Annotated in this window: 25 protein-coding genes; 12 read left to right on the plus strand and 13 right to left on the minus strand. The window is 65.5% G+C overall.

What is annotated here, in order from left to right; all coding sequences use genetic code 11:
• Positions 1 to 171: 171 nt before the first annotated feature.
• From QQS14_RS10695 to QQS14_RS10705, 3 genes are all read right to left on the minus strand, one after another.
• On the minus strand, positions 172 to 495 hold the full coding sequence (locus QQS14_RS10695; RefSeq protein ID WP_285906986.1) for a c-type cytochrome: 324 nt from the start codon (positions 493 to 495) through the stop codon (positions 172 to 174).
• A gap of 470 nt (positions 496 to 965) precedes the next feature.
• Positions 966 to 1697, minus strand: coding sequence for a metallophosphoesterase family protein (locus QQS14_RS10700; protein WP_285906987.1), 732 nt, complete (start codon positions 1695 to 1697; stop codon positions 966 to 968).
• A gap of 26 nt (positions 1698 to 1723) precedes the next feature.
• A complete protein-coding gene (locus QQS14_RS10705) occupies positions 1724 to 2596 on the minus strand; it encodes a methylenetetrahydrofolate reductase (protein WP_285906988.1) in 873 nt (290 codons plus the stop codon).
• Positions 2597 to 2831: 235 nt separating this feature from the next.
• Between QQS14_RS10705 and QQS14_RS10710 the strand changes: the two genes are divergently transcribed.
• Both QQS14_RS10710 and QQS14_RS10715 read left to right on the plus strand, forming a co-directional pair.
• Positions 2832 to 3191, plus strand: a complete 360-nt coding sequence (locus QQS14_RS10710) for a TraR/DksA family transcriptional regulator (RefSeq protein WP_285906989.1) — start codon at positions 2832 to 2834, stop codon at positions 3189 to 3191.
• A gap of 28 nt (positions 3192 to 3219) precedes the next feature.
• A complete protein-coding gene (locus QQS14_RS10715) occupies positions 3220 to 5667 on the plus strand; it encodes a glycosyltransferase (RefSeq protein WP_285906990.1) in 2448 nt (815 codons plus the stop codon).
• 224 nt (positions 5668 to 5891) lie between these two features.
• Here the strand turns inward: QQS14_RS10715 and QQS14_RS10720 are convergent, their stop codons facing one another.
• From QQS14_RS10720 to QQS14_RS10745, 6 genes are all read right to left on the minus strand, one after another.
• On the minus strand, positions 5892 to 6527 hold the full coding sequence (locus tag QQS14_RS10720) for a hypothetical protein (protein WP_285906991.1): 636 nt from the start codon (positions 6525 to 6527) through the stop codon (positions 5892 to 5894).
• A 142-nt stretch (positions 6528 to 6669) separates the two neighbouring features.
• Positions 6670 to 8004: a histone deacetylase family protein gene (locus QQS14_RS10725; RefSeq protein ID WP_285906992.1), complete on the minus strand. Its 1335-nt coding sequence runs from the start codon at positions 8002 to 8004 to the stop codon at positions 6670 to 6672.
• A 2-nt stretch (positions 8005 to 8006) separates the two neighbouring features.
• Entirely contained in the window at positions 8007 to 9713 is a 1707-nt protein-coding gene (locus tag QQS14_RS10730; protein ID WP_285906993.1) for a hydantoinase/oxoprolinase family protein, read from the minus strand.
• A 158-nt stretch (positions 9714 to 9871) separates the two neighbouring features.
• Complete coding sequence (locus QQS14_RS10735; protein WP_285906994.1) at positions 9872 to 10123, minus strand: hypothetical protein; 252 nt, start codon at positions 10121 to 10123, stop codon at positions 9872 to 9874.
• A 78-nt stretch (positions 10124 to 10201) separates the two neighbouring features.
• Positions 10202 to 10624: a DUF4079 family protein gene (locus tag QQS14_RS10740; protein WP_285906995.1), complete on the minus strand. Its 423-nt coding sequence runs from the start codon at positions 10622 to 10624 to the stop codon at positions 10202 to 10204.
• Positions 10625 to 10866: 242 nt separating this feature from the next.
• The gene (locus QQS14_RS10745; RefSeq protein ID WP_285906996.1) at positions 10867 to 11913 is read right to left on the minus strand and encodes a glycosyltransferase family 9 protein; all 1047 of its coding nucleotides are present in this window, start codon (positions 11911 to 11913) and stop codon (positions 10867 to 10869) included.
• 129 nt (positions 11914 to 12042) lie between these two features.
• On the opposite strand from QQS14_RS10745, the gene QQS14_RS10750 reads away from it, so the two are divergent.
• From QQS14_RS10750 to QQS14_RS10765, 4 genes are all read left to right on the plus strand, one after another.
• Entirely contained in the window at positions 12043 to 12282 is a 240-nt protein-coding gene (locus QQS14_RS10750; RefSeq protein ID WP_285906997.1) for a hypothetical protein, read from the plus strand.
• 25 nt (positions 12283 to 12307) lie between these two features.
• Positions 12308 to 12649 carry a DsrE family protein gene (locus QQS14_RS10755; RefSeq protein WP_285906998.1) on the plus strand — a complete coding sequence of 114 codons (342 nt, stop codon included), beginning with the start codon at positions 12308 to 12310 and terminating at the stop codon, positions 12647 to 12649.
• 187 nt (positions 12650 to 12836) lie between these two features.
• Entirely contained in the window at positions 12837 to 14015 is a 1179-nt protein-coding gene (locus tag QQS14_RS10760) for an FprA family A-type flavoprotein (protein ID WP_285906999.1), read from the plus strand.
• Positions 14016 to 14074: 59 nt separating this feature from the next.
• Positions 14075 to 14485, plus strand: coding sequence for an RlpA-like double-psi beta-barrel domain-containing protein (locus QQS14_RS10765; protein ID WP_285907000.1), 411 nt, complete (start codon positions 14075 to 14077; stop codon positions 14483 to 14485).
• A gap of 97 nt (positions 14486 to 14582) precedes the next feature.
• Here QQS14_RS10765 and QQS14_RS10770 read toward each other — a convergent pair whose 3' ends face one another.
• The 4 genes from QQS14_RS10770 to QQS14_RS10785 all read right to left on the minus strand — a co-directional run bounded on the left by QQS14_RS10770 (position 14583) and on the right by QQS14_RS10785 (position 19449).
• Positions 14583 to 15908 (minus strand): HD domain-containing protein, encoded by a 1326-nt coding sequence (locus QQS14_RS10770; protein WP_285907001.1) that lies wholly within the window; start codon positions 15906 to 15908, stop codon positions 14583 to 14585.
• A gap of 69 nt (positions 15909 to 15977) precedes the next feature.
• Entirely contained in the window at positions 15978 to 17273 is a 1296-nt protein-coding gene (locus QQS14_RS10775) for a dihydroorotase (RefSeq protein WP_285907002.1), read from the minus strand.
• A 70-nt stretch (positions 17274 to 17343) separates the two neighbouring features.
• The gene (locus QQS14_RS10780) at positions 17344 to 18270 is read right to left on the minus strand and encodes an aspartate carbamoyltransferase catalytic subunit (protein WP_285907003.1); all 927 of its coding nucleotides are present in this window, start codon (positions 18268 to 18270) and stop codon (positions 17344 to 17346) included.
• Positions 18271 to 18276: 6 nt separating this feature from the next.
• Complete coding sequence (locus QQS14_RS10785; RefSeq protein ID WP_285907004.1) at positions 18277 to 19449, minus strand: amidohydrolase family protein; 1173 nt, start codon at positions 19447 to 19449, stop codon at positions 18277 to 18279.
• A 184-nt stretch (positions 19450 to 19633) separates the two neighbouring features.
• Between QQS14_RS10785 and QQS14_RS10790 the strand changes: the two genes are divergently transcribed.
• The 6 genes from QQS14_RS10790 to metW all read left to right on the plus strand — a co-directional run bounded on the left by QQS14_RS10790 (position 19634) and on the right by metW (position 24753).
• Entirely contained in the window at positions 19634 to 20077 is a 444-nt protein-coding gene (locus QQS14_RS10790; RefSeq protein ID WP_285907005.1) for a DMT family transporter, read from the plus strand.
• 38 nt (positions 20078 to 20115) lie between these two features.
• Positions 20116 to 20982, plus strand: a complete 867-nt coding sequence (locus tag QQS14_RS10795; RefSeq protein WP_285907006.1) for a UbiA-like polyprenyltransferase — start codon at positions 20116 to 20118, stop codon at positions 20980 to 20982.
• 20 nt (positions 20983 to 21002) lie between these two features.
• Positions 21003 to 22337 (plus strand): mechanosensitive ion channel family protein, encoded by a 1335-nt coding sequence (locus QQS14_RS10800; RefSeq protein ID WP_285907007.1) that lies wholly within the window; start codon positions 21003 to 21005, stop codon positions 22335 to 22337.
• 62 nt (positions 22338 to 22399) lie between these two features.
• Positions 22400 to 22801: a rhodanese-like domain-containing protein gene (locus tag QQS14_RS10805; RefSeq protein WP_285907008.1), complete on the plus strand. Its 402-nt coding sequence runs from the start codon at positions 22400 to 22402 to the stop codon at positions 22799 to 22801.
• A 52-nt stretch (positions 22802 to 22853) separates the two neighbouring features.
• Positions 22854 to 24122: a homoserine O-acetyltransferase MetX gene (gene metX, locus QQS14_RS10810; protein WP_285907009.1), complete on the plus strand. Its 1269-nt coding sequence runs from the start codon at positions 22854 to 22856 to the stop codon at positions 24120 to 24122.
• Entirely contained in the window at positions 24112 to 24753 is a 642-nt protein-coding gene (metW, locus tag QQS14_RS10815; protein WP_285907010.1) for a methionine biosynthesis protein MetW, read from the plus strand. Before metX ends, metW begins: the two co-directional genes overlap by 11 nt.
• Positions 24754 to 24761 lie beyond the last annotated feature (8 nt).

Consider the following 24761-nt stretch of genomic DNA (forward strand, 5'->3'; position numbering starts at 1 on the left):
TCGCCTCCTGGCGTCGGGGCGACCCGGCGACCGATCAGGCCGCCGGGTCGGCACCCCCGCCGTTTTCTGGCCGCCGTCCCCGCCCCCCGGGGGGACGGAAAGGACCGGGACGGTGCGGCCGATTTCGACACGCCCCTCAGAGAGAGGCCGCGTCGCGGTCGGTTGGCTCGATTAGCTGCACTTGGCCGGGGACGGGGAATCCTTGGCGTAATCGTACAGGTAGGTGTAGATGTCGTTGATGTCCTCGTCGCTCAGGGTCCAGTCGCCGCTGCACTTGATCTTGCCCATGTCCGAGAAGGTGGCCTGCCACTCGGCCTGGGTCCGGTCGGCCGGGCTCAGGTCAGCGGCGGTGCCCCCGTTGTGACAGGAGCGGCAGTTCTTGCTGTACAGGAACTTGCCCTTGCGTCCGTTGCCGCCGCCCAGGGCAAAGGCCATGGACACGGACATGCCCAGAACCAGGGCCGCAGCGGTGAGAATCATGAATTTGCGGTGCATATCTTCCTCCAATGATCAGATGTTCCAAAAACGATTCCTCTGTGGAACGCGTTTGGCCGACCCCTCGGCCGAATACCCCGCCTGGGTATGACGCGTTTGTCTCACCAATACCCATACCGGGTATCCATGTCAAGGGGGTTCGTCAAATAATAACGCCCGCCCGCATCGGCGCTTTCCATTGAAATACAACGAAAAACTGCATGGTGAGCCATGTCGGGCCTGACGTGAAGGATAATTTTTATCGAATAGCGAGGGCGTTTAAAAAGACAGAATAAGAAGGCTTTTCAAAAATGGTGAGATGCTAGGCGCGAGAAAAGTTCAAGGCCGAAGCCCTTGAGCCGTTGGCGAGTCTTCGAGCCTTACGGATCATGAGAGCAGAGATGTACTTCCTGTACGCGAGGATTTGAACTTTTTAAAGCAACGACGCAGATCGCCGTTTTTCAACAGCCTGACAGGAGGAGGGGAAACGGCTACCAGAGCCTGTCGGCAAAGGCCCGGGGGAATCCCCTGGCCTCGATCAGGGCCACGGTGGCCGCGATGTCGTAGGGCACGCGGCGCAGGGTCACGGTGCGCGTGGCCGTGTCGAAGAGCACGTACTTGGCCCGGTTGTCGCCATCGCGGGGCTGACCCACCGCGCCCACGTTGATCAGGTGGCGCAGGCCCGGCTCAAGCACGGTCTCGCCCGGTGGCAGTGCCAGTCTGGGGCTGGCTCCGATGCCCGGTTGGTAGGTGAAGCGCATCAGGTCGTGGGTGTGGCCCACAAAGCAGAATTCCTCGGGATACCGGGCAAAAATCTCGCCCATGTTGGTCTCGTGCCGCCACAGGTACTCGCTGACCGAATCGGGCGGCGTGCCGTGGACCATGCGGCAGCCATGGGCCACCAGCCCCTTGGGCCGCGATATGAGCCACTGATAGGTGGTCTCGTCGATCAGCTCGCGGGTGCGGCGCAGCACATCGGCCGCAGGCTGGTTGAAGCCGCGCAGGTAGTGAATGTTGATCAGCCCCTGCTCGTGGTTGCCCATGAGCAGCGTCACCCGGGCCTCGCGCAGCAGGTCGCAGCACTCCTGCGGCTGCGGGCCATAGCCGATGGCGTCGCCCAGGCAGTATGTCGCGTCCGCGCCCTGATCGACCACGTCGGCCAGCACCCGGGTCAGGGCCGCCACATTGGCGTGGGGATCGGACATGATGGCAAGGCGCGGCATGATCCGATGGTATACCCTTGCCCGGTTCAGGGCAACAGCCCGGCCCGCTGCACCACCTCCAGGCAGAGGTCGGCCCGGTTGAAGGGATAGAGATGGACGCCCGGTGCGCCGTGCCTGAGCAGGTCGGCCACCTGGGTGGCGGCCAGGGCCACGCCGTATCGGCGCACGCCCTGGTCGCCGTCTTGGGCGTGGGCGGCCTCGATGGCGGCCAGGATTCTGCCCGGCACTGGCGCGTCGCACAACTCCGTGACCCGCTTGATCTGCCCGAGGCTGCGCACGGGCAGCACGCTGGGGATGACCGGCTTGGCGCAACCCATGGCGGCCAACCGGTCCACCATGTCGAAATAGCGGCGGTTGTCGAAGAAGAGCTGGGTCACGGCGAAATCCGCGCCCTGGTCGAGCTTGAACTTCAGGAACGCAATGTCATCAACCATGGAGCGCGAATCCGGGTGGCCGTCCGGGTAGGCGGCCACGCCCACGGCCATGCCCGGGGCCAATTTCCGCACTCGGGCGACCAGGTCCGAGGCGTGGCGGAATCCACCGGATTGCGGCTCGGCACCCGGCGGGAAATCGCCGCGCACGGCCAGCACGTTGCGTATCCCGCCCCCTTGCAGCGCTTCCAGCCGGTCGGCCAGCCCGGTCGGTTCCTCATGCACGCAGGTCAGGTGCGGCATGACCGTGAACCCGTGGTCCCCGGCCAGGGCGCGGGCTGTCTCCGCAGTGCCCACGGCCCCGCGTCCGCCCGCCCCGCAGGTCACGGCCGCAAAGAGCGGGTGCACCGCCTTGAGGGCCTCCACGGCCTGCCAAAACCCGCCCTGCTCTGCCTCGCCGCGCGGCGGCAGCAGCTCCACGGACACAAAGGGCCGCTCACTGGCCCGGATGGCCTCGGGAATATGCATTGCAACCTCCTGTCTTTGTGCGTATATCAATATATCCCAATATACGGATTAATTGATGTGTGTCTACAGCGACCAGTCCGGGGCGTCAAGAAAAAAGGGGGCACGGCAGAAGGGGCGCGAAACAGCGCCGGGCTTTGATGCGCAATCGTCGGCCCGCCGTCACCGAAGCGTCAATCATCACGGGCCGGACAGGGGTAGATGAAGCCATCATCACTCTCATCTTCCGGAGGACTCCATGACCGATACGCAACGTCGCGAGATCAAGGACCACCTGTTGAACGGATTGAGCACCCTGGCCGCGCAGGAAACCGCCGAGATTTTTACGGTGGAGAACTGCCCGGACGACACCGACTTTGCCGCCCAGCTGGCGCAGCAGGGGGTGAGTCTGGCCATGCAGCGCCGCCGCATGGCGCGCATCAAGGAATACGAGGCCGCCATCAGACGGCTGCACGAGACCCACTACGGCACCTGCGAGGAGTGCGGCGACCCCATCGGGCTGGCCCGGCTCAAGGCCAATCCCTCGGCCCGGCTGTGCATCCTCTGCCAGTGCGCAGCCGAGGACGGCCTGCTCTCGGACGCTGTGCGCTGCGCCTGACGCGCCGCCAAAACCAAGCGAGGCATTCATGGCCGAATCCCGGTTCCGGGTGGACATGCACGTCCACTCCAAGCATTCCACCCGTCCCTCGCAGTGGATCCTGCAAAAGATCGGCTGCCCGGAGAGCTTCACCGAGCCCGCCGCCCTCTACGCCACTGCCCGCGAGCGCGGCATGGATCTGGTGACCATCACCGACCACAACACCATCCGGGGCAGCCTTGAGATCGCCGGGCTGCCCGGCGCATTCGTCAGCGAGGAGATCACCACCTATTTTCCCGAGGACAAGTGCAAGCTGCACGTCCTGGCCTACGACATCACCGAGGCCCAGCACGACGACATCCAGCACTGCCGCGAGAACGTCTTCGATCTGGTGGCCTATCTGCGCGGACAGGACATCGTCCATGTCCTGGCCCATCCCCTGTTCGCGGTCAACGACCGGCTGACCCCGGCCCACTTCGAGCAGAGCCTGCTGCTCTTTGACGTGTTCGAGGAGAACGGCACCCGCGACGCGCGCCAGAACCAGGTCCTGCGCCAGATCCTGACCAAGCTGACCCCGGTGGACATGGAGCGGCTGGCCAACACCCACGGCATCGCGCCCCACGGCGACAGGCCGTGGGAAAAGGGAATCATCGGCGGGTCCGACGATCACAGCTCGCTGAACATCGCGCGCATGCACACCGAATTTCGCGGCGAGCCATCGCTGGGCGCGGTGCTCTCCGGGGTGCGCGACCACACGGCCCGGCCCGGCGGCACCCCGGCCACGCCCCGGACCATGGCCCACAATCTCTACGGCATCGCCTACGGTTTCTATCGCTCGCGCATCGGCTCCCTGGGCCACGCGGCCAGCGAGCACCTCTGCTTTCGCTTTGCCCGGCACGCCCTCTCTCCCGAGCGCTCGGCGAGCTGCTCGCTGGTGGAGCGCTTCCTGCGACTGGTGGGCCGGGGCAAGGCCTCGCTGCACCGGGAATACGGTTCGACCCGTTCTGTGCAGGAAATGCTGCTCAAGGAGGCGGGCAACATCGTGGCCCGCGACCCGTCCCTGATGCGCATCGCCCGGGGCGAGGAGCGCGACCCGCTGGTGCTGGAACGGGAGTGGTCCCGGTTCGTGTCCCTGGCCGCCAACCGTGTCCTGGCCCAGTTCGCGGACCGCACCCTGAGCGCCGCCCTGGGTGCCAACCTCTTTGATGTCTTCCACTCCATGGGCTCGGCCGGGTCCCTCTATACCCTGCTGGCCCCGTACTTCGTGGGCTACGATCTTTTCTCGCGCGAGCGGCGCTTCTCGCTCGATTGCCTGGCCCGGTTCCGGCCCAAGGCCGCCAGACGCGACGCCACCAACCTGCGCATCGCCCATTTCACCGACACCTTTGACGAGATCAACGGCGTGGCCCGGACCATCCGCCAGCAGCTGGCCATGGTCGCCCGCCACGGCAAGGACATGACCGTGATCACCTGCGGGGCCAGCGCCGACATCCCGGGCGCGGTCAGTTTCGCGCCGGTCGGCCGGTTCGCCATTCCCGAATACCCGGAGATCGAGCTGGCCTATCCGCCCTTTCTGGACATGCTCACCCACTGCTTCGAGCAGGAGTACGACTGCATCCTGGCGGCCACGCCCGGCCCGGTGGGCCTGGCCGCCCTGGCCATCGCCCGCATCCTCAAGCTGCCCTTTCACGGCACCTACCACACCGCCTTTCCCGACTACGTGGGCGCCCTGACCGGCGATTCGGCCCTGGAGGACGGCTGCTGGCGCTACATGAGCTGGTTCTACAACCAGATGCAGGTCATCTACGCACCCAGCGAGGCCACCCGCTTCGAGCTGGCCGACCACGGCATCGACCAGCACAAGATCGTGACCTACCCGCGCGGGGTGGATACCGACCGATTCCATCCGGCCAAGCGAAACGGATTTTTCTCCAGGTACGAGGTGGAGGGGCGGACCAAGCTGCTCTATGTGGGCCGCGTGTCCCGCGAAAAGGGGCTGGACGTGCTGGCCGAGGCCTACCTCAAGGCCGCGCGCCTGCGCCACGGGCTCCAGCTCATCGTGGTGGGCGACGGCCCCTACCTGGCCGAGATGAAACGGCTGCTGCGCGGCTCCCCCGCCACCTTCACCGGCATCCTCAAGGGCGAGGCCCTGGCCCAGGCCTACGCCAGCTCGGACATCTTCGTCTTCCCCTCGGCCACGGACACCTTTGGCAACGTCATCCTCGAGGCCCAGGCCTCGGGCCTGCCGGTCATCGTCACCGACAAGGGCGGCCCGTGCGAGAACATGCTCCCCAACGAAACCGGCCTCGTGGTCCCGGCCGGGAACCCGGACGCCCTGCTGCGGGCGGTGCTGCACCTCGTCGACACCCCGGAGCGCATCGAATACATGCGCCGCAAGGCCCGCTCCCACGTGGAGAACCGGACCTTTGACGCCACCTTCCTCAAGACCTGGGAAATCTTCGGCTCCCACGTGGCCCGCCAAGGCCACGCGTCGTAAGGGGGGCGGCTTACCGTGTGTAAACGGCGATGTTACACAGCAATATACGAGCGCGAATAGCTATGCTGTTGTTCACATCTTGATACAGTATTCGCTGACCCGCCCGTTGTGGCAGAGCCAGAGGACGAGTAGGTGTGAGGGTTTTGATTACAAAAATTAGTGAGCAATGCTGCAAAGGGCATGCCGAATAACCACACTAAATATATGCGGTAGCTTATTCCCGGTCATGTTAGGGCTTCAATTTCTAGGAGAAGGCTTGAAGTCGTATTGAGTTCAACGCATGAAGGTCTGTATATTGCGAGACGTTCAGAATCACCACCTTTTGCATTTATTGTAATAACTTCTGATACTGTGAAGCAGATGAACTGCTTGATGGTCTTGCGTTTAGTTTGATCTTCGCATGAAACTCTTGCTATCAGAAGATCACCACAGGAAGGCTTATAGTCAGAGATTTCCATGAGTGAATACGTAAAATTATGTCCAGGGTACATTGTGTAGGAATATTGCCTATCAAAGATTTTCACGGGCTTGCTATCAATGAAAAGAAAAATCTCTAGCTTTGGGTCTAAGGCTGTTAGCTCCCCATAATTGTGAATCCTGTAGTTGAGCCATTTGCCTTCTTTTACGTTAAATAAAGGAGCATCCCAGTCTGCGCCTATGCGAACGTGCTTATTCCGCTGATCAAGAGTAAAAAGGTAAATGCTGAAAGCAACAGAGATGCAGGCAGAAACACTTGCAATGCCTGACAGCAAGATAGCAACAATATCAATATTTTGAGTCAGCTGTCCTCGAAAAACAATAGCTAGGGCTAACAAAGAAACAATAGTCACGCCGAGGGTTATTTTTAAGGCGTTATTCACTGAATCCTCCTTATCCATGGACAAATCACAAACACTCAGCAATTGAACCGGTTGAAAAAAATTGTCTGTCTCTCCGCCTATTTTGGTATGTAGTATTGCCCTTTCGGGCGGCCTTCCTGTCTTCCGGCAGGGTTTTGCGGGCTCAGAATCCCACGCGCAGGTAGTCTCGGTCGAGGCGGTTGATGAGCTGGATGTAGCGGGCGTTGCCCTTGAGCTGGGCCTCTTCCACGATCTGGTAGCCCCGGCTGCGGCAGTCCGGGCAGGCGTGGATGGGGATTTCCACGCCCAGGCACTGGGGGCCGGAGTCGGCACGGGTCTCGATCTTGAGCAGGCCTCGGCACTTTTCGCACAGAAACAGGGTCTCGCGCTGGGTCTCGTTGATGCCGTCGGTGTCGTAGTAGATCTGGCGCTGCCTGACCAGGGTGTCGCCAGAGATCACGCCTTGGCGGACGTCGTTCTTGCGGTTGTAGGGCGGCGGGTCAAAGTAGAGGGCGGGCAGCTGGCGGCACAGCTCCTCGATGTAGGCGGTGGTGCGCGCGTCCTGGCGGATGAGCTCCGGGCTGAAATTGGGCTCGCGGATGTGGGAGTAGTCCACCCCGGCCATGGACAGGCACAGGCCGAGGTTGATGTAGGGCAGTGCGCCCTGGATGGAGTAGCCCCCTTCGAGCACCGCGATGTCCGGCTTGAGCATCTCGCTTAAGGCCGCGTAGCCCCGGGCCGAGAAGTTCATGTCCGTGATGGGGTCGGTGAAGTGGTTGTCCTGTCCGGCCGAGTTGATGACCAGATCGGGCTTGAAGTGGTCGAGGATGGGCATGACCACGCGCTCCATGACCATGAGGAATCCCTCGTCAGAAGTATTGGGCGGCAGGGGGATGTTCAGGGTCCGGCCCATGGCCTGTGGCCCGCCCAGCTCATGGGGAAAGCCCGAGCCGGGATACAAGGTGCGCCCGTCCTGGTGCAGGGAGATGAACAGGGTGTCCGGGTCATGCCAGTAGACGTCCTGGGTGCCGTCGCCGTGGTGGCAGTCGGTGTCCACGATGGCCACGCGCTTGTGGCCGTAGGTCTCGCGGATGTGCTCGACCATGACGGCCTCGATGTTGATGCTGCAGAAGCCGCGCGCGCCATGGACCACCTTCATGGCGTGGTGGCCGGGCGGCCGGACCATGGCAAAGGCCCGGTCGCACTCGCCGCGCATGACGAGGTCTGCGGCCTTCATGGCCCCGCCCGCCGAGATGAGGTGCGAGCGGGTGGTCACCGCGCTGACCTCGGGGAAGCAGAAGTGGACGCGCTCCACATCCTCGATGGCGGCCACGTCGGGCTTGTGCTCGGTGACGCCCTCGATGTCGAAGAGCCCTTCCTCGCGCAGCTGATCCTGGGTGTAGAGCAGCCGCTCCTGTCGCTCCGGGTGGGTGGGCGAGATGGCCCAGTCGAAAGCCGGGAAAAAAACGATCCCCAGGGATTTGTCCGCCTTGAGCATGATCAGCCCTCCCGAATAATGGCGACCACGCCGGGCCGAACCTGACATTTGACGCGAATGTTGCGGCCCACCAGATCCATGTCCTCGACCATGTTGAAGCTCGACGCGTGGGTGATCTGGGCGTCCTCGGGCCGCAGGAACACGCCCATGGAGTCGAGCTGCATGGCCAGCTGGTTCATGGCGTCCTTTTCCGCATCGCGCTGGTCGTAGCTGGTGTGGATGTTCTCGCGATAGGACAGGGACGGGATGAAGAGCACATGGCGCTGGGTATCGGCGAAAAGCTCCAGCTCCCAGGTGGTGCGGGTCAGGGCCGCGCCGATGGCGTTGGCCACCTCGTAGTGCTCCGGCACCTCGGTGGAAAGCTGGAACCGCTGGAACAGCTCCATCTTCAGCGCATTGGCCGGGCCGCCCATCAGGTAGACCTTCTTGGGCACCACCCGTTTGTCTTCGAGCAGTTCGTGGATGGTGTAGACGGGCTTGGAGTTGATCTCGTCGATGAGGTCGCGGGTGGCGTTGTGAATGGTTGTGGAGGCGTAGTCCACGGCATCGCGGGCCATGGCCTCGGTGCTCAACCCGTGGGCGGCGGCCAGGGTGTTCAGGGCCGCGCGCGAGGCGGCCGTGTCGCCCACGGCGCAGGCGCCGATGACGTTGAGGGCGTCGGTCAGGGCCGGTCGCTCGCCGCCCAGGCACACGGACGGTCCCAGCCGGTTCGGCCCCACGCGCACGGTGGACGACGCCTCGGACACCGAGATGGCAGAGTCGCCGCCGATGCCGATGGAGAGCACCTTGAGGGCCGGAACCAGGGTGGGGTGCGAGCCGATGGCGATGCCCTCGCGCTCGATGAGGGGCGCGCCGTCGGCGAACACGGCGATGTCCGTAGTGGTGCCGCCGATGTCGAGGATGATGGAGTCGTGAAAGATGTCGGTCAGGGCGATGATGCCCATGACCGAGGCGGCCGGACCGGAAAAGATGGACTGCACGGGCATGCGCCGCGAGCGGGTCAGGGGCATGGTCCCGCCGTCGGCCTTGAGCATGTTGACCTTGACGTGGCCAAGGCCCATGCCCTCCAGGGCGCGCTCCACGGCCGTGGCAAAGGTGTTGTAGAGCCGCCACACGGCGCAGTTGAAATAGGCGGTGGCCACCCGGCGCGGGAAATTGAGCGCCCCGCCCAGTTGGTGGCCCGAGGTGACGAAGTCCGCATACTCGCAGTCCGCTTCCTCGCGGCACTGGAGCACGGCGCGGCGGATGGCGTTTTCGTGGCGTGGGTTGCGGGTGGAGAACTTCGATACTGCCGCGTAGACGCGCACCTCGTTGGCCCGGCAGGCGTCCACCGCGTCCGAGAGCTGGCGCGGCGACAGGGCGCGCACCTCGTTACCCCGGTGGTCGATGGACCCGTCGATGACGTGGAAGTCGCGGCACGGCATGAAGTTGTGCGGGTCAATGCCCGGCCCGGCGCTGACGATGACGCCCACGTCCTCGATCTTGCCCTGGACGATGGCGTTGGTGGACAGGGTGGTGGACAGGTTGAGCTGAGTCACCCCGGCCGGGTCCACTTGGCCCAGGATGTTTTCCAGGGCCTCGGTCACGGACGAAAGCAGGGCGTCGTGGCGGGTGGGCACCTTGCAGGAGGCAAGGATGCGGGCTCCCCCTTTCAGGCCTATGGCGACGGCGTCGGTGTGGGTGCCGCCCACGTCAATTCCAAGCAGCATGCGCTCTCCTTGAACTATTTCAAGCCAACTCTGCGTCTAGCACCGCGCAGGGCGGGTGCGCAACCCGGAATTCGGCGAGCGGCCGGTTTGGGACGGGGAGTGGTCGGACCGAGATCAAGGCCATGGCCGGGCGTGCGAGGGCGGAAACGGGGAAACGATCAGTCGTTGTCGCGGTTGCGCAGGTCGTCACGCCATGCGTTGAGGGGGGCGCAGCAGCCCTGGCCTTCGTGCTGGCCCTCGCGCACCTCGGCGGCGGTCTCGGGGTTGAGCATCAGGTCGCACAGGTAGCGCCCTTGCGCCTCGTCCCAGCGCAGGTCCGGGCATCGGCGCAGGTAGCCGTAGCGTCTGTGCGAGTCCATGCAGGGGTCGGTCAGGCAGCACCAGCCGCAGCCGACGCAGGGTTTGGTCATGCATATCCCGTGGTTTGTCGTGTGCCGGAGCCGTGGCGATACGACGGACGGGCCGCAAAGGCAAGCCCGGTCAGCGGATCACAGGATGAAGTCCTGGATCACCTGCCAGCCGGTGCGGATCTGGAACAGGGCCAGGGCCAGGAGCAGCAGGTTGCACACCCCGTGCGCCAGGGGCAGGGTCGTGCGCCGCGCCCGGACCCGGTCCATGTACGCCCCGGAGACGAGGCCGAAGACCAGCAGCGGCAGCATGATCAGGGCCACCTGATAGTGCGCGCCGGTGACGAAGTTGACCCCCCACTGGATGCGGGCCACGGCCAGTCCGCCCAGCAGCCCGAGCAGCCACAGGACCATGGCGGCCCGGCCGGTGTTGACGTGTCCCTTCCACCGGAAGGTCACCCTGGCCCCGAAATGGTTGGCGCGCAGCCGTTGCAGGCCCAGCCATGCGGCGTAGAGCCCAAGCAGCGTGGCCACTGATTGCAGAATAGGGTGGAACCAGAGCATGGCGACCTCCTTGTCAGGCTGTTCAAAAATGTCCGATTGCTGCGTTGCTTCAAAAAGATCAAATCCTCGCGTACAGGAAGTACGCTTCGGCCTTGTTCTTTTTTCGCGCCTGGCACTCGAACCTTTTTGAACAGCCTGGAGAAATGATTAATCAACTCCCAGCTGTGGCGGTGGTTGGCGGCACAGGGACTGGCCTCAAGCCTACACCAACTTTTGCCCGAGTCAAAGGGGCGGCGCGGAAATCAGGAAAAGAGCTTGGGTGCCAGGGCGCTCCAGACCATGTCCGGGGTCAGGGCGCGCATGCAGTTGTGATGGCCCAGCGGGCAGCGTTTTGGGCCGTGCAGGCCGCAGGGGCGGCAGTCAAGGGGCATTTCCAGGACGGCTGAGCCCTTGCCGCGCGGAAAGAAGCCAAGGGTGCGCACCGTGGGGCCGAACAGGGCCACCAGGGGGGTCTCCTGCACCCAGGCCAGATGCATGGGGCCGGAGTCGTTGGTCAGGTAGGCGTCGAGCCGGTCGATCCAGGTGGCCAGCTCGGGCAGGGAGAGCTTGCCGGCGAGATTGACAAGTCCGTCCGGGGGTGCGCCCCGGGCCAGGGCTTCGGCCGTCACCGCATCGGCCACGGCCTCCTCGCCCGGCCCGGCAAAGACCAGCACCAGCGCGCCCGCCCCGGCAGCCATGGCCGCCACCTGGCCGAAGTATTCCACGGGCCAGCACTTGGTAGGCCAGGTGGAGCCGGGGTGGATGCCCAGCACCGGACCCTGGCCGCAATGCTCGCGCCAGAAGGCATCGGCCTTGGCCACGGCCGCAGGCGGCAGCACCAGCCGCGCCTCGGGTGCCGGGGCGTCACTGCCCAGCGGGCCGAGCAGCCCCATGAGCCGCTCCACCTCCTCCAGTTCGTGAAAACGCCGATTGACCACATCGGTGTAGGCCAGCCGGTTGAACCACGGCCGGTTGTAGCCGATGCGCCGGGAGATGCCCGTGGCCGCCGCCACAGCGGCAGAGCGCAGGCTGGCATGGGCCGAAATCCACAGGTCGAATCCCTGGCGGCCGATGTCGCGTCCCATCGTGAGCGCCGAGAGCATGGATTTTTGCGCGCCGCGTTTGGCAAAGCCGCGCACCGCTGTCAGCTCGGGCTGGGCCTCGAAGAGCGACTCCAGCCCGGCCCGCACAAAGAGATGGATCTCGGCCCCGGGGTGCGCGTCGGCCAGGGCGCGGAGCATGGGCAGGGTGAGCACGGCGTCGCCCAAAAAGGCGGTCTGCCAGACCCCGATCTTGCTATATGGCTGCATCGGCCCGTCATATCGCGTGGCTGCGGTTCAGGCAATGGTTGATATCGTGTCCGCAACCGCCTATTGTGCGACAAACGGTCGGTCGGTATCCGGTCGGTGCAGTCACATTCAAGCGGCAGGAGCGAGGCCATGAAGTACATCATGTTCGAGGATTTTTCCGGCGCGCCCACGCCCATCATCTTTCCCAACCGCATCGACCATGCGGACATGCGCGAGCAGATGCCCTACACCAGGGCGCTCTCGGCGGGCTATGTGTCCATGCGGGCCGATGGCTTCCACTGCCACGGCAGTTCCAAAGGGCTCGACCTCAAGGCAGAGCCGGGCGATGCGGCCATCATCGCCGACAAGTTCGCGGACCCGGAGAGTTAGGAGCGCAAACACACAGGGGGAACGCATGTTTTGTCTCTACGCCTTCAGCGGGGAGTTGTCCTGTTTCGTCCATGTGCTGCTCAACGGCCTGGACATGGCCGAGCGGGGGCACAAGGTGGCCATCGTCTTCGAGGGCGCGGCCGTGACCCTGGTGCCGGAGCTGGAAAAGCCCGACAACCCGCTCAATGCCCTGTACCGCAAGGCGCGGCAGCAGGGGCTGGTGGACGGTGCCTGCCGCGCCTGCTCGTCCACGCTCGGCGTGCTCGACGCGGTCCGGGCGGCCGGGCTGCCCCTGCTCGACGACATGTCCGGCCACCCGTCCATGGCCGAATACGTCAGCCAGGGCTACACCATCGTCACCTTCTGACCTGCGCTGCCGACCCTTTTCGCCACTAGATGCGGGTGGCCTGAGGACGGTGAACACGGCCGTGCTCGCGCGTTTCCAGCGCTTTTCCCATTAGGCATTGTCCCTTCCCTCTTCCCCTGCTACGCTCATCCTGCCCGGAACCGGGTCGCGGCCTGGTGACGGAGCAATACAGACAGGAGGAACAGCCATGAGAAAGGTGACGGATTGCGTGTCGTGGGTCGGGGTCACGGATTGGGACAGGCGGCTTTTCGATTCCCTCATCCCCCTGCCGGACGGCACCACATACAACGCCTACCTTGTCAGGGGCTCGGAAAAAACCGCGCTGCTCGACACGGTGGACCCCGACTTTTCCGAGACCCTCCTGGCCGCCCTGGATTCGGTGGCCCGGCTGGACTACATCGTGTCGCACCACGCCGAGCAGGACCATTCGGGGACCATCCCCCTGGTCCTTTCCCGTTTTCCCGAGGCCAGGGTCGTGGTCACGGCCAAGGCCAAGGGGCTGCTCATGGACCTGATGCCCATCGCCGAGGAGCGCTTCATCGTGGTCAATGACGGCGACACCCTCTCCCTGGGCGACAAGACCCTGCGCTTCATTCACACCCCATGGGTGCACTGGCCCGAGACCATGGTCACCTATCTCGCCGAGGACAAGGTGCTTTTCAGCTGCGACTTCTTCGGCTCCCACATCGCGGCCAGCGAACTCTTCGTCAGGGACCAGTGCCGGGTGCACGAGGCCGCGAAGCGCTATTTCGCCGAGATCATGATGCCCTTTCGCTCCGTCATCGCCAAGAACCTGGAAAAGCTGGCGGACTGCGACATCGCCATGATCGCCCCCAGCCACGGCCAGATATACGGGGAGCCGACCTGGATCATGGAATCCTACCGGGAGTGGGTGTCCGCCCCGCCCAAAAATCTGGTGACGCTGCCCTTCGTGTCCATGCACGGCAGCACGCGCATCATGGTCGATCACCTGGCCGAGGCCCTGTCCGGGCGCGGCGTGGAGGTGGAGCTGTACAACCTCGCGGTGACGGACATCGGCAAGCTGGCCATGTCCCTGGTCGATGCGGGGAGCGTGGTGCTGGGCGTGCCCACCGTGCTGGCCGGGCCGCACCCTCTGGCGGCCTATGCCGCTTTCCTGGCCAACGCCCTGCGGCCCAAGGCCCGGTTTTTGTCCATTGTCGGCTCCTACGGCTGGGGCGGCAAGACGGTCGAGACCCTGGCCGGGATGATCCCGAACCTCAAGGTGGAGGTGCTGGACCCGGTGCTGTGCAAGGGCGTGCCCCGGCAGGAGACCCTGGCCGCCCTCGACAGGCTGGCCGAGGCCATCGCGGCCAGGCATCTGGAGGCCGGTTTCGAGAACCGGTGAGGGGACAGGCTGCCACCCGGGGGTTGTCCCCGCCCTGCGGCCCGGGCTATCCTCAGAGGATGAAGAAAGCACTTTCCCTTGCCGCTCTTTCCGCAGCGGCCGCCGCAGTGGTCGCGCTGGCCGGGCTCCATTACGGGCTGGCCGTGCCCAATGGGCTGCTGTGGAACAGCGAACGCGTGACCGTGACCGCCTACAATTCCACCCCGCGCCAGACCGTGGGCGATCCCTTTGTGGCCGCCTGGGGCGACCGGCTTGAACCGGGCATGATGAGCGTGGCCGTGTCGCGCGACCTGCTTGAGCTGGGCCTTGACCATCGCACCGAAATCCACATCGAGGGGCTGGGCGGGCCGTACCTGGTGCTCGACAAGATGCACCACCGTTTCGAGCGGCGGGTGGACGTCTATTTCGGCCTTGATGTGACGGCGGCCAGGGAGTTCGGCAGGCAGGAGGCCGTGATCTACTGGCGGTGAGAGGGACATGAACCAAGGCGCGGCCCGTTCTTCCAAGGGGAAGGACGGGCCGCGAACCGTTGATGCGGGGGATGTCTGCGGCCTGGGCCGCCGGGGGTCACATGGCGTCGCAGTGCTTGAGCACAAAGGCCTCGGCCTGCTCCACCGAGGTGACGTCGTTGGCGATCTGGGCGGTGAGCAGGGCATCGCGGATGACGCCGATCATGGGGCCGGGCTTGAGTCCGGTCAGGGTCATGATCCGGTTGCCGTCCAGCAGCGGCTCGATCTCGTCCTCGGGAATGTCGGCCCGCTCGGCCATCTTCAGGTTGTGGTTGAACTCGCGCCAGGAGCCGTTTCTGGCCTTGATGTCGGCCCGGACCATTTCCATGACCCGCGGGTATTCGTCCAGGGAGCGCAGGCGGCGGATGCCCTTGTCCGTGAGCATGAAGTGGGGCCGCATGTGGTTCTTGACCAGATCGCAGATCAGCTCGATGTCCTGCTCCTCGAAGCGCAGCCGCTTGAGGATCTTGCGCGTGACCTTGGCCCCCACCCGGTGGTGCTGCAGGAAGTTCCAGCGGCCGTCGTAGTGTTCGGCGGTGTAGAGCTTGCCCACATCGTGGAAGAGGCAGGCCACCGTGCCGAACCAGTCGTAGGGCAGTTCCTCGGGGTATGCCTTCATCACCGCGAAGGTGTGCTCGATGACGGTCTCTTCCGCTGTGGCGTCCGGGTTCTTGATCTGCTTGACCCGCGACAGGGCGGCGATCTCCGGGATCAGGCCGTGCAGCAGGAGGGAGTCGAAGAGCAGGCGGAAGAAGCGGTGCATGCACTCGGCCTCGACCTTGCGCCACTCGTCGAGGAAATCGCTCATGGGCACGTAGTCGAGCACGCGGCGCGCGTTGCGCACGATGGCTATCCAGGAGTTGGCCTCGATCTCCTTGTCGAAGTTGGCGGCAAAACGCAGGGCGCGGTAGGCCAGGGAGTAGTCCTTTTTCAGGGCCTGATCGGGCACGCCCTTGAAGCGGATGACGCCCTCGGAAAAGTCCGCGAAGTCCGCGTACATGTCCTTGGCCTTGGGGATGAAGGGGCACACGGCCGAGAGCGGGATGTCGCCGCGCTTCTCAAGCCTGCGCAGCAGCCTCGGGGTCATGGTGGACACGGCCTCCTCTGTGTAGGAGGCGTCGTCCACGTCGGCCGGGTAGAAGTAGTAGGTCACGCCGCCTTCGCTCAAGGTGCCGAGCACCTCCTTGTCGCGCGACTCCTCGATGGCCGGGAAGTATTTCTGCAATTCCGAGAATCCCGCCTCGGTGCAGATGTCCAGTTCGCGTTCGCTGCCCGTCTCGTCCAGGGTCAGGGCCTGGAGCCGGACGTTGATGACGTAGGCGTCGTAGCCGTTGCGCATGATGGTCTTGCAAAAGCCCACGGCGTCCTTGAAAGGCTGGCTCATATATTTCCTCACGAAATGCTTGATTGATTGGACCACCTGTCCGCGAAGCCTCTGGTTTCGCAGCCCAGCCTATACAATCTTTTTGCCCTGAATGAAATGGGTTTTTACCCGCCCCCGCAGGACAGAGCCTGTCAGCGGCGTGTTCTTGCCCTTGGAGCGCAGGGTGTCCGGGCCCACGGTCCACGCCTCGTCCGGGTCAAAGAGGAAGAAATCCGCCGGATCGCCCGGGGTGAAGGTGTTCACCGGCAGGCCGAAGATGGCGCACGGCCCGGTGGTCCAGGCGCGCAGGAAGGTTTCTCGCGAGAGTCTGCCGTCGGCCACCAGCGCCCAGGTCACGGACAGGGCGGTGTCCAGGCCGGTGATGCCGCAGGGGGCCACGTCGAACTCGGTCTCCTTTTCGTGGGCCGCGTGGGGGGCGTGGTCCGTGGCCAGGATGTCGATGGTGCCATCGGCCAGCCCGTCGAAGAGGGCCTGCTGGTCGTCGGGCGTGCGAAGCGGCGGGTTGACCTTGGCGTTGGTGTCATATTCCGTGGCCTCGGCTTCCAGGTATTCCTCGGTCAGAATCAGGTAGTGTGGCGCGGTCTCGGCCGTGACCCGCACCCCGCGCCCCTTGGCAAAGCGGATCAGGTCCACGGACTTGCGGCAGGAGATGTGGGCCAGATGGATGGGCAGGTCCAGGTACTCGGCCAGCAGGATGTCGCGGCCCACCTGGAGCGCCTCGGCCACGTCGGGCTGTGCCGGCAGGCCCAGGCGGCTCGACACCGCGCCCTCGTTGACCCCGGCGCCCACGCCCAGGTAGGGGTCCTCGCAGTGGTCGATGACCACCCGGTCCCAGTTGGCGGCGTATTCCATGGCCCGGCGGAACAGCTCGGTGGACCTGACCGGCACGCCGTCGTTGGAAAAGGCCACACAGCCCGCCCGGGCCAGCTCGGCCATGGGGGCCAGCTCCTCGCCTTTGAGCCCCTTGGTCAGCGCGCCGATGGGGAAGAGGCGCGGCCCCTTGGGCCAGGCGCGCCGCGCCTTGTCGAGCATCAGTTCGGTCACGGAGCCGTCGTCGTTGACCGGCCTGGTGTTGGCCATGCACATGATGTTGGAGAACCCACCCCAGGCCGCAGCCCGCAGCCCGGACTCGATGTCCTCCTTGTACTCGAAGCCCGGCTCGCGCAGATGGACATGGGCATCGGTCATGGACGGCATGAGCGTCAGCCCGAAGGCCTCCTCCACCGTCGCCTCGGCCACGGCGTCCCTCGGCTCAAGAGTCTTGGCCGAGGGCGCGACCTCGACGATCTTCCCCCGGCTCACGAACACGTCCACGTCCCTGCCGTCGAGCTTCGCCCTGCGGACGATCAAATCAATCCTGGCCATCTTTTGTCTCCGTCGCCTTGAGTCTCAATCGATCAGATGTATTGCCATAAGGCTGTTCAATTTGCCGTTCTTATTCGCCCTTGCGGGTCATATAGAGGAAGAGCAGGGCCATGCGCACCACCACGCCGCTTGCCACCTGATCGAGGATCAGGGAGTCGGCGCAGTCGGCCAGCTCGGAATTGATCTCCACCCCCCGGTTCATGGGACCGGGGTGGAGGATCTTGACCTCGGACTTGGCCAGTTCCACATGGCGCGGCCCCAGGCCGTAGGTGCGGGCGTACTCGCGCAGGTCGGGCAGCAGGCCGTCCTGCTGGCGCTCCAGTTGCAGGCGCAGGCACATGACCGCGTCCACGCCGCGCACCGCCTCGCAGAGGTCCGAATACACGGTGGCGGGCCAGGAGCGCACCTGGGGCGGCAGCAGGGTGCGCGGCGCGCACAGGCGCACCGTGGCCCCCAGCTTGTTGAGCAGGATGACGTTTGACCGGGCCACCCGGCTGTGGGCGATGTCGCCCAGGATGAGGATGGTCTTGCCCGCCACCTCGCCCCATTCCTGGTGCAGGGTGAAGCTGTCGAGCAGCGCCTGGGTGGGGTGGGCGTGACGGCCGTCGCCCGCGTTGATCACCGAGCATTCCACCCGCCGGGCCAGGAACCGGGCCGCGCCGCTGCACCAGTGGCGCAGGACGATAGCGTCCGGGGCCATGGCCTGGAGCGTCAGGGCCGTGTCCTTGAGGGTCTCGCCCTTGGTCAGGCTGGACGAGCTTTTGGCCAGGGAGAAGGTGTCGGCCGAGAGGCGCTTGCCCGCCACGTCGAAGCTGGTCTTGGTGCGCGTGCTCGGCTCGGCGAAGAAGAGAATGACGCTACGTCCCTTGAGGGTGGGCACCTTCTTGACCGGCCGCTGTTGCAACTCCTGGAACCGGCCCGCTGTCTCGAAGATCGCCATGACCTCGGCGCGCGACAGCTGGGACACGTCCAGCAGGTCCTTGTGTAGCCACTTCATATGCTCTCATGCCTCCGGCGCTGGTGGAATGGTCGATGGAAATGGTCGGTGGAAATGGTCGATGACGGCCGCTGGGACCGTGGAAAAGGCGGCCACCCGGCCCGGCTCGATGGTCCCCAGCCGATCTCCCGCGCCCAGGATACGGGCCGGGGTCCGGGTGATCATGGCCAAAAGCTCGGTCAGGCTCAGGTCGCCCTCAAACCGCTCGGCGAAATACAGGGCCTCGGCATACAGGTCGAGGTCGTGGTTGGAGGCCAGGGAGTCGGTGCCCAGGCACAGGGGCGTGCCCGAGGCGACCCATTTTTCCCACGGAGCGCGGTCTCCGCCGATGAAGTGGTTGGAGCGCGGGCACAGGCAGACCGTGGCCCCGGATGCGCGCACGGTTTCGATGTCCTGGTCCGTGACCTTGACGCAGTGCACGGCCAGGGTCGTCTCGTCGAGCAGGCCGAGGTCTGCCGCGTGCTGCACCGGGCCCTTGCCGGGCGGGGCGAAATCGAGCAGCCGCCCCCGGCTTCGGAGCAGGTCGAGAAACGCGCTCGGTTCCCCGGCCATGATGGCCACCTCGTCGTCGTGCTCGGCCAGATGCAGCGAGAAGGGCAGCCCGCGCGCTCCGGCCTCGGCCTTGGCCGCGCGAAGCACCTCGCGATGGGTGGTGTAGAGCGAGTGCCCGGCGACAGACAGGACACCTCGGCCGTGCCCGGCCTGGGGGATGAAGCTCTTTTTGGGCACGGCCTCGCCGATGGCCTCGGCAAAGACCACGAAAAAAAGGCCGGAAGCTTCGAGCGTTCCGGCCATCTCCTTAGCAAAGCGGGTGGCGATGTCTCCGACCATGACGGTCCCGGTTCGTTTCAGCTCGTCAAGGGCCTTGTAGAGCAGGGCGGGATCGAGGTCGAAGATGGGCCGGGTCAGCAGGTCCTCGACCCAGGCCATGAACCCCTGGCCCTGGGGGCACAGGCCGCGCAGGTGGGCCAGCTCGAGATGGGAGTGGGCGTTGACCAGACCCGGGGCGAGGGTGACGTCGCCCAGATCGGTCACGGGGCCGCAATGGGTCGGGGCGAGGCAACGGTAGGTGCCGACCTCGGTGACGATCCCCTGGCTGACGATGACGGCCGCGTCGTCGATGACGGGCGCGCCGGGGATCATGGTCGCGGCCTTGGCCGCACGAAACAATTCAGGCATTCGCTGCTTCCGGCTCCCCCATGGTCAGGGCTGATTGGCTGGTGACGTGTCCGCGCACGGACTGAAATTGGTGAATACCCCGTTTTGCCGTCAGGGTCCAGGGAAATCGGGCCGCCGGGCAGGACTGACGCCCCCCCCTTCTCAAACCATGGACGAACGCGCAAAACACGGGTATCAAAAGGGGATGAAGTGGTTTTTCATACTTTTTGCCCTGCTGGCCGGGGCGGGCATGCCGCTTCAGGCGGGCATCAATCTGCGCCTGCGCCACGCCCTGGGCGAGCCGGTCATGGCCGCGCTGGTGTCCTTTGCCGTGGGCACGGTGTGCCTGCTGGCCTATGCGGCAGCGGCGCGGACGCCCCTGCCGCCCGCGGGCGTGCTGGTCGGCACGCCCTGGTGGGCCTGGACCGGCGGGGCGCTGGGCGCGTTCTTCGTCTTTGCCACCATTGTCCTGGCCGGGCAGCTGGGCGCGGCCACCACCATGGCCTGGCTGCTGGCCGGGCAGTTTCTGGCCGCCCTGCTCCTGGACCACTACGGGCTGGTCAGCTTTGCCATGCGCGAGATCACCTGGCCGCGCGTGGCGGGCGTGGCCCTGATCATCGCGGGCGCGGTGCTGGTCAACAGATACTGACCCGCACGCCCGGCCCCGCACACCCGAGGGAGGAACCCATGTCGTTTGCCAAGGACCTGAGCGTGGTCTGCCGGATGATCAAGATCGAGCACTCGGTCTTTGCCCTGCCCTTTGCCTATGCCGGGGCCTTTCTGGCCGCCGGGGGATGGCCCGGGGTGTGGAACATGCTCATCCTGACCATCGCCATGGTGGCCGTGCGCTCCTTTGCCATGGCCTTCAACCGCTACGCCGACCTGGACATCGACCGAGACAACCCGAGAACCCAGGACCGGCCACTGGTCACGGGCGAGGTGTCCACCCGGTTCACCCTGGTCTTCATCGTCGCCACGGCAGTCATCTTCATGGCCGCCTGCGCGCTGATGAACCCGCTGTGCCTGCTGCTCTCGCCTGTGGCGCTGGGGCTCTCGGCCTTTTACAGCTTCTGCAAGCGGCTGACCCGCTGGTGCCATTTCGTGCTCGGCGCGGTGCTGGGGCTGGCCCCTGTGGCGGGCTGGCTGTGCGTGGACCCGGTGCTGACCCTGCCCGCTGTGCTCCTCTTTTTCGGCGTCACCTTCTGGGTGGCCGGATTCGACATCCTCTACGCCTGCCAGGATGCGCAGTTCGACACCGAGCGCGACCTGCATTCCATGCCCGCGCGACTGGGCATCGCCTGCGCCCTGGAAATTTCCACCATGAGCCACGTGGTCACCGGCGTCTTCTTCCTGCTGGCCGGCTGGAGCGCGGGCCTCTCCTGGCTCTATGCCCTGGTGGCCCTGGCCGTGTGGGTGGTGCTCATGGTCGAGCACAGGCTGGTGCGGCCCGATGACCTGAGCCGGGTCAACGTGGCCTTCTTCACCCTCAACGGACTGATCTCGGTGGCCCTCTTCGCCGGGGTGGTCATTGATCTGGCCCTGACCGGCCCCTAGCCGCACCCGGAGCCCCGCGCATGGAGCAGCTCGACCGCATCGTCGCCTTCCTCGGGCAATGGCTCGACGCCAATGTCCTCAACTGGCTGATGGCCGTGCAATGGGGCGTGGTGGCCGGGTGTCTGGTCCTGGCCGCGCTCCTGTGGCGCACCGTCGGGGGCCAGGCCGTCCGCCTTGTCGAGGCCAACGTGCCCGGGGCGCTGGTGCGCTCCATGCTCACGGCCCTGCTCGGGGTGGGGGCCAGCGTCCTCTTCCTTGTCCTGCTGCGCGCCAGCGCCGCCGTGTTCACCGCTGCCGACTTCTCGCCCTGGCTGCTCCACGCGGCCAGCGATCTGGCCGTGGCCTGGATCGCCATCAGGCTGCTCACGGGCATGATGGTCAGCCGATCCCTGGCCCGGGCCGTGGCCGTGACCGTCTGGACCGTGGCGGCCATGAGCGTCTTCGGCCTGCTCTCGCCCATCACGGACTTTTTGCAGAGCTTGAGCTTTTCGGTGGGGGACAGCACCTTCACCGCCCTGGGGGCCATCAAGGGCTTTCTCCTGGCCGGAATCTGCCTCCAGGTGGCCTCGGTGGCCGCCCGCTTCGCCGAGGGACGCATCCACACCGTGGCCGACCTCTCGCCCTCGCTCCAGACCCTGCTGGTCAAGACGGTCAAGGTGGCCCTGTTCACCACGGCCATCCTCTTCGCCCTGTCCAGCGTGGGCATCGACCTGACCAACCTAGCCATCTTTTCCAGCGCCCTTGGCGTGGGCATCGGCTTTGGCCTCAGGACGATCATCTCCAACTACGTGGCCGGGGTGCTCCTGCTCCTCGACCATTCCATCAAGCCGGGCGATACCGTGGAGGTGGGCGGCGTGTTCGGCGTGGTGCGCGGCATGCACAGCCGCTACACCACCGTCCTGACCCGCGACGGCAAGGAATTCCTCGTTCCCAACGAGCAACTCATTTCGGGCGAGGTGGTCAACTGGACCCACTCGGACACCAATGTACGCCTGAAGATTCCCGTGGGCGTGGCCTACGGGAGCGATGTGGAAAAGGCCCTGGCCCTGCTCGAACAGGCAGCCCAGGCGGCCCCGCGCGTGCTGCGCGACCCGGCTCCGGCGGCCCGGCTGATGGGCTTTGGCGACAGTTCGGTGGACCTTGAGTTGCGCGTCTGGATCGCGGACGCGGAAAAAGGGCTGGGCAGCGTGCGCAGCGACGTGCTGCTGGCCGTGTGGAAACTTTTCCACGAGCACGGGGTGGAGTTCCCGTTCCCGCAGCGCGATGTGCTGCTCAAGCCGGGCTCGAACCTGTCCGTGACCATGAACCGTCCCGGTAAAACCGGCAGCACAGACAAGGAAGACGGCGGCACCTGATCCACTCACGCGGACAACCCCGGGCCGGGACCGGGCCACGGCAACGTTGAAGGGAGAAAGCCATGGGCAAACTGTGGATAGTGATCATCCTGGTGGGCGGGTTCCTGCTCTGGGACGTGGGCTGGTGGCTCGGCTACGGCGTGTCGCCCATGAGCCCGAGGGAGCTGAAGCTGGCGGTCAACGAGGGCCGCGCCCCGGTGATCATCGACGTGCGCACCCGGGCCGAGTTCGAGTCCTTCCACATTCCCGGCGCGGTCAACGTGCCCTACCCGGCCACCCTGGCCGCGCTGGCCTCGACCTCCCCAGACCCCACCCGGGCCGTGGTGGTGGTCTGCCTGACCGGCCACCGCTCGCCGCCCGTGGCCGACCAGATGCGCCGGGGCGGCTACACCGCCGTGACCAACCTCACCTGGGGCATGCTCGCCTGGAAACTCTTCGGCGGCGAGACGGTCTCCGGGCCGTGAAACCCCGCACCCCGCCATTGACCGGACCGGGCACCAATCGTACCATGACCCCATGAGTGAATACCTCGACGACCTCGACACCGGGCCGGGCGTGGGCCTTGTGGAAAAACAGTTCTTCACCTTTGGCTCACCGGACAAGCCCCTGGTGCTGGAGAGCGGCCGCTCGCTGGGGCCGGTGACCCTGGCCTACGAGACCTGCGGCACATTGAGCGCGGCCCGGGACAACGCGGTGCTGGTGTGCCACGCCCTGACCGGCGACTCGCACGTGGCCGGACGCTATAATGAGGACGACCCCAAGCCCGGCTGGTGGGACATCATGGTCGGCCCTGGCAAGCCCATCGACACGGACAAATACTTTGTCATCTGCTCCAACGTCATCGGCGGGTGCATGGGCTCCACCGGCCCCATGTGCCTTGACCCGGCCGATGGCCCTCACCAGGGCACGCCCTATGGCACGCGCTTCCCCGTGGTCACCATCGGCGACATGGTCCGCTGCCAGCGACGGCTCATCGACCACCTGGGCATCGGGCGGCTGCTGGCCGTGGTGGGTGGGTCGGTGGGCGGCATGCAGGTGCTGGAGTGGTCGGTGCGCTACCCGGAGCGCGTCTGCGCGGCCCTGCCCCTGGCCACCACCACCAAGCACTCGGCCCAGGCCATCGCCTTCAACGAGGTGGCCCGGCAGGCGATCATGGCCGACCCGGCCTGGATGGGCGGCGACTATTACGCCACGGGCCGCCCCGAACACGGGCTGGCCGTGGCCCGGATGATCGGCCACATCACCTATCTCTCGGACGAGTCCATGCGCGACAAGTTCGACCGCAGGCTCCAGGACCGGTGCGAGCTGTCCTTTGATTTCGAGGCCGACTTCCAGGTGGAGAGCTATCTGCGCTACCAGGGCAACAAGTTCGTCAGCCGGTTCGACGCCAACAGCTTCCTCTACCTGACCAAGGCCGCCGACTATTTCAACCTCGAGAACCAGCACGGCGATGGCTCGCTGGTGGCCGCCTTTGCCAAGGCGCGCTGCCGGTATCTGGTGGTCTCCTTCACCTCGGACTGGCTCTATCCCACCTACCAGTCGCGGGACATGGTCAAGGCCATGAAGAAGAACGGGCTGGACGTCAGCTTTTGCGAGATCGAGGCCCCCTGGGGGCACGACGCCTTCCTGCTGCCCAACGCGCGATTCGACGCGCTCATCGCCGGGTTCCTGGAGCGGGTCAAGGGCCAGTGCGCAGCCGGCCAGTGCGACGCGGCCAGCGCAGGCGCAGGGAATGCGGGGACCGGATGCGGCGCGGACCAAGGCGGAGGCTGCCATGCGCTTTGATCTCCAGGTCATCGCCTCCTGGATCGAGCCCGGGGCGCGGGTGCTGGACCTCGGCTGCCGCACCGGATCGCTGCTCGATCACCTGCGCCGGGAAAAGCACATCCGGGGCACGGGCATCGAGATCGACGAGCAGGCCGCGGGCGAGGCCATCGCCAAGGGGCTCTCGGTCATCCACGGCGACATCTACGAGGAGATCGAGGACTACCCGGACAACGCCTTTGACCACGTCATCCTCTCCCAGACCCTGCAACAGGTGCACGACCCGGCCCGGCTGATCCGCGAGATGCTGCGGGTCGGGACGCGCTGCATCGTCTCGTTCCCCAACTTCACCCACATCGGCAACCGGATGCAGATGTTCTTCACCGGCCGCGCGCCCGTGTCGCGCGAGCTGCCCTACCAGTGGTACGACACGCCCAACATCCGGGTCATCCCCATCACCGATTTCCGGCGTTTCTGCCGCGACATCGGCGTGCCCATCGTCAGGGAGGTGGCCATCTCCACCCACCACCACGACACCCGGGGGCGGGTCATCACCTTTCTGCCCAACCTGCTGGCCACCTTCGGCATCTTCATGCTGGGCAGCCCCGGCCAGGGAAGCGGGCCGGAGGTTTCAAAGCCGGACGGTTCATAGCCGGGCGG

This window comes from Pseudodesulfovibrio pelocollis (assembly GCF_030282845.1).
GTDB classification, from domain to species: Bacteria; Desulfobacterota; Desulfovibrionia; order Desulfovibrionales; family Desulfovibrionaceae; genus Pseudodesulfovibrio; species Pseudodesulfovibrio pelocollis.

Coding starts and splice junctions, on each gene's coding strand:
- QQS14_RS10695 (WP_285906986.1), bottom strand. CDS start 495: ATGCACCGCAAATTCATGATTCTCACCGCTGCGGCCCTGGTTCTGGGC.
- QQS14_RS10700 (WP_285906987.1), bottom strand. CDS start 1,697: ATGCCGCGCCTTGCCATCATGTCCGATCCCCACGCCAATGTGGCGGCC.
- QQS14_RS10705 (WP_285906988.1), bottom strand. CDS start 2,596: ATGCATATTCCCGAGGCCATCCGGGCCAGTGAGCGGCCCTTTGTGTCC.
- QQS14_RS10710 (WP_285906989.1), top strand. CDS start 2,832: ATGACCGATACGCAACGTCGCGAGATCAAGGACCACCTGTTGAACGGA.
- QQS14_RS10715 (WP_285906990.1), top strand. CDS start 3,220: ATGGCCGAATCCCGGTTCCGGGTGGACATGCACGTCCACTCCAAGCAT.
- QQS14_RS10725 (WP_285906992.1), bottom strand. CDS start 8,004: ATGCTCAAGGCGGACAAATCCCTGGGGATCGTTTTTTTCCCGGCTTTC.
- QQS14_RS10730 (WP_285906993.1), bottom strand. CDS start 9,713: ATGCTGCTTGGAATTGACGTGGGCGGCACCCACACCGACGCCGTCGCC.
- QQS14_RS10735 (WP_285906994.1), bottom strand. CDS start 10,123: ATGACCAAACCCTGCGTCGGCTGCGGCTGGTGCTGCCTGACCGACCCC.
- QQS14_RS10740 (WP_285906995.1), bottom strand. CDS start 10,624: ATGCTCTGGTTCCACCCTATTCTGCAATCAGTGGCCACGCTGCTTGGG.
- QQS14_RS10745 (WP_285906996.1), bottom strand. CDS start 11,913: ATGCAGCCATATAGCAAGATCGGGGTCTGGCAGACCGCCTTTTTGGGC.
- QQS14_RS10750 (WP_285906997.1), top strand. CDS start 12,043: ATGAAGTACATCATGTTCGAGGATTTTTCCGGCGCGCCCACGCCCATC.
- QQS14_RS10755 (WP_285906998.1), top strand. CDS start 12,308: ATGTTTTGTCTCTACGCCTTCAGCGGGGAGTTGTCCTGTTTCGTCCAT.
- QQS14_RS10760 (WP_285906999.1), top strand. CDS start 12,837: ATGAGAAAGGTGACGGATTGCGTGTCGTGGGTCGGGGTCACGGATTGG.
- QQS14_RS10765 (WP_285907000.1), top strand. CDS start 14,075: ATGAAGAAAGCACTTTCCCTTGCCGCTCTTTCCGCAGCGGCCGCCGCA.
- QQS14_RS10770 (WP_285907001.1), bottom strand. CDS start 15,908: ATGAGCCAGCCTTTCAAGGACGCCGTGGGCTTTTGCAAGACCATCATG.
- QQS14_RS10775 (WP_285907002.1), bottom strand. CDS start 17,273: ATGGCCAGGATTGATTTGATCGTCCGCAGGGCGAAGCTCGACGGCAGG.
- QQS14_RS10780 (WP_285907003.1), bottom strand. CDS start 18,270: ATGAAGTGGCTACACAAGGACCTGCTGGACGTGTCCCAGCTGTCGCGC.
- QQS14_RS10785 (WP_285907004.1), bottom strand. CDS start 19,449: ATGCCTGAATTGTTTCGTGCGGCCAAGGCCGCGACCATGATCCCCGGC.
- QQS14_RS10790 (WP_285907005.1), top strand. CDS start 19,634: ATGAAGTGGTTTTTCATACTTTTTGCCCTGCTGGCCGGGGCGGGCATG.
- QQS14_RS10795 (WP_285907006.1), top strand. CDS start 20,116: ATGTCGTTTGCCAAGGACCTGAGCGTGGTCTGCCGGATGATCAAGATC.
- QQS14_RS10800 (WP_285907007.1), top strand. CDS start 21,003: ATGGAGCAGCTCGACCGCATCGTCGCCTTCCTCGGGCAATGGCTCGAC.
- QQS14_RS10805 (WP_285907008.1), top strand. CDS start 22,400: ATGGGCAAACTGTGGATAGTGATCATCCTGGTGGGCGGGTTCCTGCTC.
- metX (WP_285907009.1), top strand. CDS start 22,854: ATGAGTGAATACCTCGACGACCTCGACACCGGGCCGGGCGTGGGCCTT.
- metW (WP_285907010.1), top strand. CDS start 24,112: ATGCGCTTTGATCTCCAGGTCATCGCCTCCTGGATCGAGCCCGGGGCG.